This window comes from Phocaeicola faecicola, assembly GCF_013618865.1.
GTDB classification, from domain to species: Bacteria; Bacteroidota; Bacteroidia; order Bacteroidales; family Bacteroidaceae; genus Phocaeicola; species Phocaeicola faecicola.
Genome location: NZ_JABSOE010000032.1, coordinates 38,314 through 52,719 on the forward strand (window position 1 = coordinate 38,314; position 14,406 = coordinate 52,719).

At 39.6% G+C, this 14,406-nt stretch carries 11 protein-coding genes and 1 pseudogene; 9 read left to right on the forward strand and 3 right to left on the reverse strand.

Annotated elements, in window-relative coordinates:
* Window positions 1–271 precede the first annotated feature (271 nt).
* A complete protein-coding gene (locus tag H3001_RS10225) occupies window positions 272–538 on the reverse strand; it encodes a DUF3836 domain-containing protein (protein ID WP_317170766.1) in 267 nt (88 codons plus the stop codon).
* Window positions 539–1,848: 1,310 nt separating this feature from the next.
* On the opposite strand from H3001_RS10225, the gene H3001_RS19455 reads away from it, so the two are divergent.
* Together H3001_RS19455 and H3001_RS10235 are read left to right on the forward strand one after the other, a co-directional pair.
* The gene (locus H3001_RS19455) at window positions 1,849–2,763 is read left to right on the forward strand and encodes a coiled-coil domain-containing protein (RefSeq protein WP_246368548.1); all 915 of its coding nucleotides are present in this window, start codon (window positions 1,849–1,851) and stop codon (window positions 2,761–2,763) included.
* A 179-nt stretch (window positions 2,764–2,942) separates the two neighbouring features.
* On the forward strand, window positions 2,943–5,273 hold the full coding sequence (locus H3001_RS10235; RefSeq protein WP_181214841.1) for a TonB-dependent receptor: 2,331 nt from the start codon (window positions 2,943–2,945) through the stop codon (window positions 5,271–5,273).
* A 143-nt stretch (window positions 5,274–5,416) separates the two neighbouring features.
* On the opposite strand, the gene H3001_RS10240 is transcribed toward H3001_RS10235, so the two are convergent.
* Together H3001_RS10240 and H3001_RS10245 are read right to left on the reverse strand one after the other, a co-directional pair.
* Window positions 5,417–5,722 (reverse strand): helix-turn-helix domain-containing protein, encoded by a 306-nt coding sequence (locus H3001_RS10240; protein WP_181214842.1) that lies wholly within the window; start codon window positions 5,720–5,722, stop codon window positions 5,417–5,419.
* Window positions 5,723–5,724: 2 nt separating this feature from the next.
* Window positions 5,725–6,276, reverse strand: a complete 552-nt coding sequence (locus tag H3001_RS10245; protein WP_181214843.1) for a hypothetical protein — start codon at window positions 6,274–6,276, stop codon at window positions 5,725–5,727.
* A 148-nt stretch (window positions 6,277–6,424) separates the two neighbouring features.
* On the opposite strand from H3001_RS10245, the pseudogene H3001_RS19460 reads away from it, so the two are divergent.
* The 7 genes and pseudogenes from H3001_RS19460 (at window position 6,425) to H3001_RS10275 (ending at window position 14,292) form a co-directional block, all read left to right on the forward strand.
* A pseudogene (locus tag H3001_RS19460) lies at window positions 6,425–6,580 on the forward strand (DUF6926 domain-containing protein).
* 141 nt (window positions 6,581–6,721) lie between these two features.
* Complete coding sequence (locus H3001_RS10250; RefSeq protein WP_181214844.1) at window positions 6,722–7,417, forward strand: hypothetical protein; 696 nt, start codon at window positions 6,722–6,724, stop codon at window positions 7,415–7,417.
* 277 nt (window positions 7,418–7,694) lie between these two features.
* The gene (locus H3001_RS10255) at window positions 7,695–7,853 is read left to right on the forward strand and encodes a hypothetical protein (RefSeq protein WP_181214845.1); all 159 of its coding nucleotides are present in this window, start codon (window positions 7,695–7,697) and stop codon (window positions 7,851–7,853) included.
* Between the two features lie 2 nt (window positions 7,854–7,855).
* Window positions 7,856–8,584, forward strand: a complete 729-nt coding sequence (locus H3001_RS10260) for a hypothetical protein (protein WP_181214846.1) — start codon at window positions 7,856–7,858, stop codon at window positions 8,582–8,584.
* A 179-nt stretch (window positions 8,585–8,763) separates the two neighbouring features.
* A complete protein-coding gene (locus tag H3001_RS10265; RefSeq protein ID WP_181214847.1) occupies window positions 8,764–11,085 on the forward strand; it encodes an outer membrane beta-barrel family protein in 2,322 nt (773 codons plus the stop codon).
* Window positions 11,086–11,460: 375 nt separating this feature from the next.
* A complete protein-coding gene (locus H3001_RS10270) occupies window positions 11,461–12,558 on the forward strand; it encodes a DUF4932 domain-containing protein (protein ID WP_181214848.1) in 1,098 nt (365 codons plus the stop codon).
* A gap of 132 nt (window positions 12,559–12,690) precedes the next feature.
* Entirely contained in the window at window positions 12,691–14,292 is a 1,602-nt protein-coding gene (locus H3001_RS10275) for a TonB-dependent receptor (RefSeq protein ID WP_246368549.1), read from the forward strand.
* Window positions 14,293–14,406 lie beyond the last annotated feature (114 nt).

Here is a 14,406-nt window from a genome sequence, read left to right on the forward strand (position 1 = left end):
ATGTGTATTGTAAAAAATGTGGTAACAATTGAGCATAATGATGAAATGCTCAAATCAGAGTTCAGAGAATAAATTTATTATTTTTGATATTATCAAATATCCGGACGATAGGCATTTCAGGTAAAGCATAATGCTGTTTATCATGACGATGATATCATATATATCTAATGTATTATGTGTATCCATAAAAAATCTCTGATATCCAGTATGAAACATACAGAATATCAGAGATTATAGAGTTAAACTTTTAAGAGAGAAAACCTTGTGGAGGCTATTTGGTGAACTTCTCAGTAGCCTTCAGAATATAATCCGAACTTTTCTCATCCCACTGATAAGTATTCTTGTCTGTTACTTCCCCCTTTGCATTATAGATAAAGTTTATCTTATACATACGTTTAAGATATTTACCTTCACTTACCGAGTAAGCCTCGATGTTTGTCACCTTCTTTTCGTCTGAAGCTACATTATAAACAACCTTGGGTGTTGACAATGATACCGATGCTACTGCTGAAACTATTAATTCTGCTATCATAATGATTAAATTTTTAAGTTAGGCTTTATTTTCTTGTTTCTTGTACAGCAAAGGTATGCGCAAAGAACAAGAATTTATGTTATCGCCATGTTATCTTTAGGTTAAGAAATTTTCTGCAAGAACTCTTTCGATGTTCTTATAAAAATGATTATTACAAATTATAGGCAATACCAACATTATAGATTGATATTAACTTACAAATACAAAGATTTTTGGGAGTCTTCAACTCATGATAAGCCATAAATCTTCCTTTTACAATTGAAAATCAGAAGTGCTCCATGCAGAACTATTCCTTTCCTTTAGCCTTAACAAAATGTGCATACTGATGTGTGTAGTACTGGAATATTTTTAATTTTGCAGGAAATTTTTGTGAAATGAGAAAGATAACCCACTATATTCTGTACATTCTGATTGCTTTTGTAGCCCTTTTGAATATCCAATGCAGCGGAAACGGCAAGGAGAAAACACCGCTTCCGGAACTGGTTCATGCGGAGTCCGTGATGTTTGACCACCCGGACAGTGCGCTTCATATTCTGGAGGCCATGCCGATGCCTTCAGCACGCAGGGATAAGGAGAATCATGCGCTGTGGTGTCTGTTGTTGACACAGGCGCAGTACAAACAGGTGATGAAAATCTCTTCTGATTCCCTTGTGAGGATAGCATACGATTATTACAAACCAACAAACAATGCCCGTAGAAAGGCTATGTCAGCTTTATATATGGGAGGGGTGAATTATAATCTTGGTAATATTGAAGAGTCTATCAGATTTTATTTAGAGGCCAAGACTGAAATGGAGAAGACCAATGATTATAAATTGGGCTATCTGGTTATGTCAGGATTAGGAAGAATATATTTATATCGTAATCTTATTGAGTATGCGTTTGAAGCTTGTCAAAGTGCATATAATTATTCTGTTAAAGATTCGAATTTGCGCTATCAGATGGTTTCTTTACAATATTTAGCAAGATGTTATTGCTTATTGAATAATTTGGATAAAGCTGAACAGATATATGAACAAAGTGCAGAGCTGGCTTTAGAATTAAAGAATAATGATTTTTATGCTGTTGTACAGCAAGAATTGGCTTTGGTTTATATTGCTCAAAAAAGATTTTATGAATCTCTTGAGGTAGTACAAACGTTACAACCTTCTTCTCAAACCTATTTGTTGCGAGGACAAATATATTTATGTCTGTCTAAGGCAGATTCAGCTTTATATTATTTAAAAAAATCATTAAGAACCGATAACGTATATACGAAACGTTCTGTCTATAAAACGTTGTATCAGTTATCTTGTGATTCAGAATTTAATATATACATGAAAGAGTTTTGCGATTCACTTCTTTTCTATACCGACTCTGTCATGTCCTTAGACAAAGGCAAGGAAATTATCGCCTACAAGGAGAAGTACGACCACCAGAAACTCATTACCGAACAGCAGCGTCTGAAGCTGGAGAAGGCAGATGCACAGCGTATGATATTCATCATCACAATATGCCTGATAGTGGTTATAGCTGTTGTAGCTTACCTCTATCAGAAACGCCTTGTGAGAAAGGAAACCACCATCCGCAAACAGTCCGAGCAGCTGCAGGCCTACATGCTTCAACTGCACGAATACGAGACACGGCTCATGCAGAACAACCGCTACATGGAGGAGCTGAAGGAGCAGCTCTCCGGTCAGGAAATGAACTCTGATGAACTTCATGAATACCGTGAACAGATAGACAGCCTTCAGGTTGAGAACGGCAGGCTGTCTGAAAAGATAAACTCTCTTCAACATCATATTAATGACTATTCTTCCAAACTGGATAAAGCCAGACGGGAGGCAGATAAGTTCCGCAACCTATCGGAAGAAAATCTCTATCTGAAGCAGCGTGAACGTGTGCTTACCGACTATGTGGTGGACAATGACAGACTGGTGAAGGAACTGAGGGAAAGATGCCGTATTCTGAAAGATAGGGAATGGGAGATTCTGGAACAAATGTGTGAAAGTACGTACAGCAACTTCGTGAGCCGCCTTCAGGGTGTATGCCCAACTCTTACGAAGCAGGAATTGCATCTCTGTTTGCTGATAAAACTACGTTTTAACAACGCACAGATGTCAGAGATCTTCGGTGTGAATACGACTTCCGTATCTCAGAAAAAGTTCCGCCTGAAGAAGCATCTGAGCGATGCGCTGCGAGGCGGTCTTTCGGATGAAATGACACTCGACAGATGGGTGGCTGAGTTCTGAAAAATGAAAATGTAGATTTTGGCTATGGAATAGAATATATGATAAATTGTTGTGTATTAGTGTAATATGTTGATTTTTGCTCAGACTGAAATGTAGATATGCGTTTTATACGCTTTAATGTTGTATATACTAACTTTGTGGTCGGAATTGGTAACCGTAAACAATAAGAGTAATATACAATGAGGTTTATTAAAGTATTTTTGTTCGCACTGACAGGAATTATATTACCTGTCTGTTTATCCGCACAGACTGTCAGCGGAAAATTGATTGACGAGAACAGCCAGCCGTTGCCTTATGCCAATGTGGTACTACTGTCCTTGCCGGATTCGGCATTTGTGAGCGGAGCTACTTCAGATGACAAAGGAAACTTTGTCCTGAAGGATTTGTCAGCACGCAGTTATCTTTTGCAAGTATCTTATATAGGCTATCAGCCCCAGTCTATATTACTGGAAAATCTGGACCGGAAAATAAACTTAGGGGATATCCGGTTGGTTCAGGATGCCGTTTCTTTACAAGGTGTAACCGTAACAGGCAGTAATGTGATGGAAAAAATAGACCGTCAGATTGTGATTCCTTCTTCCAGACAAATTAAAGCAGCTACATCAGGATATGAATTGCTGAGCCACATGCAGCTCCCTGGGCTGAAGGTAAACAGCATTGAGAGAAGTATTTCTACGGTAAGCGGTGGAAGTGTACAGCTGAGGATTAATGATATTGAAGCATCTACCGCACAGGTTCAGGCATTACGTCCTGACGAAGTGCTGAGGGTGGAATACATAGATAACCCGGATATGCGATATGCCAATACAGATGTGGAAGCCGTCATCAATTATGTCGTGAAGCGCAGGGAATCGGGTGTAGCGGGAGGATTCAATCTGACCAATGCCGTAACAACCGGTTTCGGTAATGACAATGTGTATATAAAAGCTAATCATAAGTTGTCGGAATTTGGTTTCAACTACTATGTGAGTTATCGCGACTATAATGACCGTTTTGTGAATGAGGATCAGACTTTCAGCCTTCCGGATGGAAACCGTGACCGTTATCTGAAAGGTATAACTACTCCTTTCAACTATGCCGACCATTACCTGGAACTGAATTATAATCTGACCAAGCCGGAGAAATATGTTTTCAATGCTTCTTTCACGGATAATCTTTTCCGCTCTCCACATAATGATTATGGCCAGATTATCCAGGAAGAAGGTAAAAACGACATCTATAGTTTTACAAAGAAAATCAACAATTCCAATTCTCCTTCTTTGGACTTGTACGGAAAAGTTCTGCTGCCTAAAGACCAGGAACTGGTTTTGAATATGGTAGGTACTTATATCAGTTCCGATTATGAACGTAATTACAATGAATCGCTTACTGAAGGAGGTACTCCGTATTCTGAATATATCTACAGTACGGATGGTAAAAGATACTCCCTGATTGGAGAAGGTATTTACAAGAAAAACTTCAAAAACGTGGCTTTAAGCGGAGGATTGAAATATACGCTGGCTTATACGAACAATAAGTATATGGGTGATGTAAACCAGACAGATGAAATGCACAGCTCCGACTTGTACGGTTATGTGCAGGTAAACGGTAAATGGAAGAAATTAAGCTACCTGTTGGGTGTTGGTCTTTCAAGACAAAGCTATGATGAATCTGGAAAAGGTTATTCATTTTATATGTTCCGTCCTTCTGCTTCATTGTCCTACAAACCATTTGAGGGAGCTACCCTTAAATACGTATTTTCCAGCACTCCTAATGTGCCGTCTTTGTCATCACTCAGCGACATCCGGCAGCAGCTTACGGATATAGAGGTAAACCGTGGAAACCCCAATCTGAAGCCGTATCGTTCTTACAGCAACACACTTCAGCTTTCATGGGGTAATAAATGGGTTGACTTACAGTTGAAAGGTGGCTATTATTTAAGCAAGAATCCGATCATGGAAGAGGTAAATATGGTAGCGCAGCCGGACGGCAGCTATATTTTTGAATATGGCGTAGATAACCAAAACCGCTTTTCAAGACTGAACGGACAACTCTATGCTAATGTGAATCTTGTTCCTGATATGCTTTCACTCAGTCTCTATGGTGGTGTGAACAGATTTGAATCAAAGGGGAATTCCTATACGCATAACTTCAACGCATGGTATGGTGGCGGTAATCTGTCATTCTCATACAAGAAATTCTCTGCTAATGCGGTCGTCAGCAGCCGATACAATACTTTATATGGCGAAACTATCAGCTACGGAGAAAAGAACTGTATGCTTCAATGTTCGTACAGAATCAAAAATGTCAATGTGGGTGCAGGTATGCTTTATCCTTTTCAGCCGAAAGGATGGAGTGGTGGAACCAAATTGCTGAGCAATGAGGTACGTAAGGAAACCTGGTCTTTCATAAAAGATAACGGAAATATGTTCCTTCTCTCTCTATCATGGGATTTCAGTGTGGGTAAGAAACACAATGCAGAGGGTAAGATCACAAATAATGTGGACCGCGAAACAGGTATTACAATGTAAACTTGTGCAATTGACAAGGAAGCTATCCCATTCCTCCGCTACATAAAGAACCGCTTTCGCTTTTGATTCTGTTACACAGTCAAAATAATAAGGGAAGAACAGACATTATCCATGTGGTTCTTCCCTTATTTTATTTCTGTCATTTATGCTGGCTCCATAATGTTCAAAAGCTTGATGGATAGTTTGTTCTCTATCTCAGCTATGCTTTTAAATGAGAAATTTACCTTGCCGGACAACATTCTACTTACATATTGTGGCGTAACACCGAGCCGTTCTGCCAGTCCGTTACGGTTGATTTCATTTGTTTCCATGTAATCAACCAGTGACAAGGCTACATCACGAGACCATTTAAGCCATTCACGGTTTTCACGTCTCCATTCCGCATTTTCCTGGAATTTTGAAGGCGTTTTACTCTCATGCTGCTTCAAAAAATCGATCGTTCTGCTCATTTTTATTCCTCCATATTTAAGTCTATGAAACTGTCTTTATCGAATACACCATTTCTTATTAGATATTCCTTACACCTGTTCAGTTTGTTAAGTTCTATCATGGTATGCTCCTTATCCTGCATCGCTCTTGTCAGCTTTATGGCACCGCCGGTAATGACATATACATTTGGCTCAAGTCTAATGGCATATATTCTTAGCCAGCTGTCATGTCTTTCCCGTTCCCAGTTTCTCGCTTTCTGTCGTGTCAGCTCCATGCTTTTCGTATCTGTCACATCAAGAGGCTTAAATAGTGTATCCAATTCTTCTGTATAAGGAAATGTAAGAATCAGTTCCTCCAGTGCGTCAGCGTCTTCAAAGGTATCATGTATCGCCTGTGAGATTCTTTCTATCTTAAAATAACTCTTTAAATCGTCAATGTTGTCCTTGAAAAACTGAAAGAGAAATTCTGCATCGTTCCAGCGATCAAACAATGATGTCAATTCATCTGATTCTTTATCTGGCTCTTTGACCGCCCAAAGATGGTCGTATCCTCTTATAACTCTTACAAATTCCATAACTACAAAAACATTACGATGCAAATATAGTCATTTTATTCTAAACCTATAAGTTTAGTGTGCTATTTTTCAATAATTTATTTCTCCTATAGAGATAAGTGAAGTTCTTCCCCTGCTGGTACGAATACAAGTCAATAGACAAGGCAGCATTGAGAAAATTCCGACATGGGCTTTCGGTTATATCTTCAACGGCGATATGACCAGTCTGACAGATGAAGAAGTGTAACCCTATTTCACTCAATACCCTCTTTTCGGTCTGCCCACCGAAGTCGAGGACTGTGTGGTAATCATAAAAGGCTCCTGACCGGAGCCTTCTGCTTCGGAATTTCCGTTCCCTTGAATAGAAACGGAAATTCCAGTTTTGCCGGGAAATATGCTGCATCTATTTCTTTAATACATTTTATGTATTTCGCTTTTTTCCTAATTTTGCTGCAAAATTCGTGAAATGAGAAAGGTAACCCACTATATTCTGTACATTCTGATTGCTTTTGCAGCACTTTTGAATATCCAATGCAGCGGAAACGGCAAGGAGAAAACACCGCTTCCGGAACTGGTTCATGCAGAATCCGTGATGTTTGACCACCCGGACAGTGCGCTTCATATCCTTGAGGACATGCCGATGCCTTCAGCACGCTGGGATAAGGAGAACCATGCGCTGTGGTGTCTGCTGGTGACACAGGCACAAGTAAAACTAATCATGAAAATCTCTTCTGATTCCCTTGTGAGGATAGCCTACGATTATTACAAACCTACAGATAATGCCCGAAGAAAGGCGATGGCAGCCCTTTATATGGGAGATATAAACTATGACTTAGGGAATATAGAAGAAGCGATGCAGTATTATCTGGAGGGTAAAACGGAAATGGAGAAAACAGACGATTATAAGACCGGATATCTGATAATGTCTTCTCTAGGAAAGCTTTATTTATATCGTGATTTTGAGAGATATGCCTTTGAAGCTTGTTCTAAAGCATACGATTATGCTGTAGAGGATTCAAACAAGAGGTATCAGATGGTGTCATTACAATATCTGGCCAGATGCTATTGTCTTTTGGATAAACTACCAGCAGCGATAAAAACTTATCAGAAATGTATGGAGATTGCATTGGAACTTGGACTTGAAAATGATAAGTATTATTAATGGTGTGCAACAAGAAACAGCTTTGGTATATACTAACAGTTGTGAATATGAGAAATCTTTGAGTATTTTGCGACCATTTCCTGTAAAATATCGTTCAAATTCATTAATAGGAAAGAATTTGTTTAGTTTAGGTAAATTAGATTCTGCTTTCTATTATTTAAACAAAGCATTGAATACTGATAATGTTTATACTAAAGAATCTGTTTATAGATATTTGTATAGATTATGCGATAACTCTAAATATCGTCAATATCTGAAAACTTACTGTGATTCATTGTTGTATTATAACGATTCTATCATAGCTCTTGACAAAGGCAAGGAAATCATCGCCTACAAGGAGAAGTATGACCACCAGAAACTCATTACCGAACAGCAGCGTCTGAAGCTGGAGAAGGCGGATGTGCAGCGTATGCTGTTCATCATTACAATAGCCTGATTGTGGTTACGGCTATTGTTGCCTATCTTTATCAGAGACGTCTTGTCCGTAAGGAAACCACCATCCGTAAACAGTCCGAAAAGTTACAGGAGTACATGCTTCAACTTCACGAATACGAGACACGTCTCATGCAGAACAACCGCTATATGGAGGAACTGCAGGAGCAGATATCCCGTCAGGAAGTTAATTCTGAAGATATAGAATCATACCGTGAACAGATAGACAGCCTTCAGGTTGAGAACGGCAGGCTGACTGAAAAGATAAACTCTCTTCAACATCATATTAATGACTATTCTTCCAAACTGGATAAAGCCAGACGGGAGGCAGATAAGTTCCGCAACCTATCGGAAGAAAATCTCTATCTGAAGCAGCGTGAACGTGTGCTTACCGACTATGTGGTGGACAATGACAGACTGGTGAAGGAACTGAGGGAAAGATGCCGTATTCTGAAAGATAGGGAATGGGAGATTCTGGAACAAATGTGTGAAAGTACGTACAGCAACTTCGTGAGCCGCCTTCAGGGTGTATGCCCAACTCTTACGAAGCAGGAATTGCATCTCTGTTTGCTGATAAAACTACGTTTTAACAACGCACAGATGTCAGAGATCTTCGGTGTGAATACGACTTCCGTATCTCAGAAAAAGTTCCGCCTGAAGAAGCATCTGAGCGATGCGTTGCGAGGTGGTCTTTCGGATGAAATGACACTCGACAGATGGGTGGCTGAGTTCTGAAAAATGAAAATGTAGATTTTGGGTTTGGTGTAAAATATATGATAAATCATTGTATATTAGTGTAATATGTTGATTTTTGCTCAGGCTGAAATGTAGATATGCGTTTTATACGCTTTAATGTTGTATATACTAACTTTGTGATCGGAATTGGTAACCGTAAACAATAAGAGTAATATACAATGAGGTTTATTAAAGTATTTTTGTTCGTACTGACAGGAATCATACTACCTGTCTGTTTATCCGCACAGACAGTTAGCGGAAAATTGATTGACGAGAACAGCCAGCCGTTGCCATACGCCAATGTGGTACTACTGTCCTTGCCGGATTCGGTGTTTGTGAGTGGAACCATCAGTAGTGAGGATGGAACATTCACACTGGAGGCAACATCGGTAAATCAGATAGTGAAAATTTCATCCATCGGATATAAGACCATATGTAAGGCGGTATCTCCGGTAAATCTTGGTATCGTGCAGCTTGTTTCGGATGCACAGATGCTCGGTGAAGTGGTGGTAGAAGGCAATCTTCCTGTGACACGCATGAAAGGGGATGCCATGGTGACAAGTGTGGAAAACAGTGTGTTGAGCAAAGTCGGTTCTGCCAATGATGTATTGACCAAAATACCTGGAATTACCAAGAAGCAGGATGCTTTTGAGGTCTTCGGTAAAGGAACGCCTCTTATATATATCAACGGCAGAAAACTGCATGACTTGTCGGAACTTGAACAGCTTAACTCCGATGATATCAAGAGTGTGGAGGTTATCCGCAATCCTGGATCAAGATATGACGCAACTGTAAAGGCTGTGGTCCGCATTCAGACTGTTAAGCGTCAGGGTGACGGATTCGGTTTCAACCTTCGTTCCAGTTATTATCAGTCGGATAACACGGACTTGATAGAGCAGGCTAATTTCAATTACCGGCATAATAATCTGGATATTTTCGGTTCCGTATACTATAATCAGATGGAAAGTTGGCAGGATTTCACTTTACAACTGGAAGAGAGAGGTACAAAAGTATGGAATCATGATATGAAGAGTTATGGCGAGTTTTATTCGAAGATGCTTAGCGGTAATATCGGTTTTAATTATCAGCTAAATGATAATCATGCTTTCGGTATGAAATATAAATCCGGAAAGACTCTGAATGAAAGAAATCCTCTTTCTAAAGAAACCAATATAAATGTGGATAATGTATTCTATGACAACATTAAGGTACACAGTTGTGACAATTACTATTACGATCCTGACCATGAACTGAATGCGTACTATAACGGACAGTTGGGTGAGGTCAATGTTGACTTCAATGCAGATTACCTTCAAAATGGTAAGAGCAGCAACTCTTTATTCCAGGAAATCAGCCAGACATCAGAAAACCGTGATGTGCATTCTGTTAATAATGTAAAGAACCGGCTTGTGGCTGGAAAGCTTACTCTATCACTCCCATTGGGTGGAGGTACTTTTGCCATAGGCAGTGAAGTAACCTATACTCATAGAAATGATGACTATATAAATGAAGAAAACTATGTACCGGCTTCATACAGTAAAATAGAAGAACTTAATGCGACCGGATATGCTGAATATAACCGTAGTTTTCCATGGGGTGACTGGTCGCTTGGCCTGAGGTATGAGCATGTAAAGTTTGACTATTATGAAGACGGCAGACATATTGATGAGCAGAGCCGTACATTCGATAACTTTTTTCCGAATATCTCATTTTCAACACAATTGGGGAAAGTACAGGCACAGTTGAGCTATACGGCCAAAACTCAAAGACCTACTTACAGCGAGTTGAGCAACAATGTGTTTTATTCTGACCGATTTACTCTCCAGAAAGGTAATCCTACTCTTCGTCCTACAATCATACACGATCTTACATTGTCCGGTGCATGGAGATTTCTGCAGATGTCGTTATCCTACTCTCAGACAAAGGACTGGATTCTCAATTGGGGTGAACTTGTGAATGAAGATGCTTCTCTTACCATGCTAAGTCAGCGCAACTGGGATAAATCCATTCCTATGTTTACCGCATTTCTGTCTGCCTCTCCTAAAATCGGGTGCTGGGCGCCTATGATGAGTGTAGGTATGCAGAAACAGTGGCTTACCATAGATTATTTTAAAGAATCGAAAAACTTGGATAATCCCATATTTACCGCCTCTTTCAATAATACCTGGGAATTGCCGCTTGGCTTTATGTTAGGTCTTGATTCATACATACAGAGTGCAGGAGCCACACAGAATATTTATTCTGAAAAACCGAACGGCTATGTGAATGTGTCAGTCAGAAAGAGTTTTCTTAATGATGCTTTAAGTGTAGAATTAAGAGGAAATGATATTCTCAAGACAAACAGGATGAGCTATAGCATGTATAGCGGCGATTACTATCTGTATCAGAAAAGTGTATGGGACAGACAGGAGTTTGCGGTAACAGTCCGCTATAAGTTCAATACTGCCAAAAGTAAGTATAAAGGAACGGGAGCCGGAGACAGCCAGAAGAGCCGTATGTAAGAATAACATCAATTTCATGAATATAATCTCTCATAAGCATATAGGGTAGCTCATTTCAGCTACCTTCTATATGCTTTTTCCTTTTTAGGAGGATATAATTCTGTGACAAAAGCAGAAGGATATTTTTATGTGTTACTATATACACGTTGTTATAAGTTGCTGAATATTAGGTTTATTTATCAAATAAATGTTAGATGAGAGCATTTGCTTTCAATTATAAACACTATATTTGCGATACTGGCGGTTTCGAATAATGGTCAAGTACAGATAATAAGAGTTAATACATAACTGTTAATCAATGTATTATGAAAACAAAGACAATATAAAAAGTCATGTAAATACAGGACTATAACCTTAAAGAACCATTTTTATAAAATGAAAAAAGTAATATTATTTTTCGCCTTATTCATAGCATGTCTTTATGTAAAGGCACAGCCTATTGTTCCACAGGCTAATGAAAATGTGGAACTGATGAGTATATTGTCCCGTATGGCTGGTTTCCCTGAATACAGTATGGATATGGCAGGCCAATACATAAAGGATATGGACAGCTATTTTAAGGATAATAAAGAACATCCGGCAGTCCAGTACATGAAAGAATTAAGAAATAAATATGGCATATCTTATGATGCGGTTATGTCAATGGCAGTACATCTGAAAAATCAGGATGGCGTGTTATCTTTGATAGAGGAAGAAACTCCCGAATTGGATGACAGATGGACAGATGTTGATAAAGATAAATTTCTGTCTTATCTGAATAACTTTTATAATGATACAAAGTTCAATGAGTTTTTCAAAGCTCATAATGATATTTACGAAAAAGGTATTAAATCTTTTCAGAAAAATGTAACAAGTTCCTTTAATGTAGATTGGTATTCCGATTTCTATGGTAATGAACCTCAGGAAAACTACACTATTATAATCGGATTCTGTAACGGGGGTGGAAACTATGGTGCAGAAAGACAATTAAAAGGACAAAAGAAAGATGTCTATGCTATTGTCGGTTATTTTGTAGATGAGGAGGACACACCAATGTATAACAATAGATTTCTGCCTACTCTGATTCATGAATTTAACCATTCTTTCATCAATCATTATTTGGATGAAAATAAATATCCCGAACATGTAAGACAACTGGAAGCAGCAGCTAATGTGTTGTATATGAACTCACAAATGAGCATGTCGCAACAGGCCTATGGTAGTTGGCAGACAATGATAAATGAATCGCTTGTTCGTGCTGCTGTTATCTGTTATATGCTTGATAATGAGTTTAAGACAGAAGATATAAGAAGTGTACTGTTGGAACAGATACAGCGTAATTTCAGATGGATGCCCGAACTGGTTACCCTGCTGAGAAAATACGAAAAGAAACACTCAAAGTATGGAAATTTTGAGAATTTCTATCCCGAAATTATAGATTTCTTTAAAGATTTCGCTAAAAGTGAAAATGAACGATTTGATGTCTTAAAATAAATAGCGTATATATAAATTATCCGTACTGTTTATTAAAACGCTTCATGTATTTTACAGGTTAAGAAATGTACTGATTTCATGCGAGCGGCTTAAATGGTTATGATAAGACATTACAAAATGTAACAGCAGTTTATGAATAGTAAAAGAATTATAGGGCTTTCAATGATATGTGCCGGTTTTTCGGCTTCAGCTTTCTGCCAGACAACCGGAAAAATACTCGATACCAATCAACAGCCAGTAGGAGGTGCCACCGTTATCATGCAGCTGCCGGATTCAACTTACCTGGGTGCGGCCATATCTGCTGCTGACGGTACTTTCGTGCTTGAGCCCGAACCGGAGGATTATCAGCTCATTGTCCAGCATCTGCTTTACCAGACAAGACAGGTAAAGGGGCAGGCGCGTGATGCCGGTATCATTACCTTGGAACAAAAGGACTATAATCTGGACGAAGTGGTAGTAGAGGGGGAACGCCCGTTCGTGACTGTAGAACAGGGAAAACTGAATTATAATATTTCAGCAATCTCGGAGAAACATATTGTAAACAATGCTTATGAGGCTATCTGTAAGCTGCCGGGGGTACAGGACAGGAGCGGCAAACTCTCGCTGGTGGGCGCAAAGGATGTGACGGTGATACTGAACGGAAAGGCAAGCACACTGACGCAGGAGCAGCTGATTGAGATGCTGAAGAATACTTCTGCTTCGCAGGTACAGACAGCTGAAGTGATGTATAGTACCCCTCCCGAATATCATGTACGTGGGGCAGCCATTAATATCGTAACGGCAAAGGCAGCCGACAATACCCTCCGGAGTGAACTGTCTGCCAGCTACAGCAATCAGTATTTCAGCAGTTACAGCGGCAATGTAAACTTCCTGCTGACGAAGGGAAAGTCATCGCTGAATGTCTCTTACAATCCGGGTTATTCGCATATAATGACGGTGATGGACCTGGCATCCCAACATACGTATGACGGAAAGGTATATGATATCACGCAGACACAGAAAATCAATACAAAGGGTTGGAAGCATAACATCTATGCTGAATATGGCTATCAGATAAACGAGGATAACGAATTGAGTGTGGGCTACAACGGTGCTCTTTCCGATAATGGTAAGGGTACGATTGATGTAAATGGAAACTTCCAGAACAGCCACAATGACAAGTTGCAGGACAGTCGTCTGCACAATGTCTTTGCCCGCTATTCTTCCGGATTCGGACTTGATCTTGGGGTGGATTATACAGACTATACCATGAATGACAAGAATCGTCTGGAAAGTGAACTGACAGACAATACACGCCAGCTGCTTGATTATACTTCGGACCAGAAAATCCGTAAGTTCTCTGTATATGCCGACCAGAGCCACGGTCTTGCCAATGACTGGACTTTGAAATACGGTGTCCGTTATGATTATACGGACAACAAGAACGCTCAGTTCTTTAATCAGACTGAGGGGAAGGAGGGTGTCTGCAATTCTTCATCACGTCTTTATGAGCAGATTACCAATTTTTATGGTGGCTTCGACAAGGAATTTGAAAACGGACTGTCGCTTTCTCTTTCGGCAACCGGTGAGTATTATTCCATTGGTGACTATCATAAATGGGCGGTCTATCCGCAGGCTAGTCTGACCTATTCGCCTTCGGAGAAACATACGTTCATGCTGGGTGTCTCGTCAGAAAAGGACTATCCTGCCTATTGGGATATGCAGACCAGTACTACCTATATGAATGAACTATAATAAAAACTTGAATATATTTAACAATTATAAGTATGTTTATGCTTATGTATAATGAAAGCTCGTCGGGCCTGACTGCTCAGTCCCTTGCCGTATGGCGCTCCCTCCGCAGGAGTG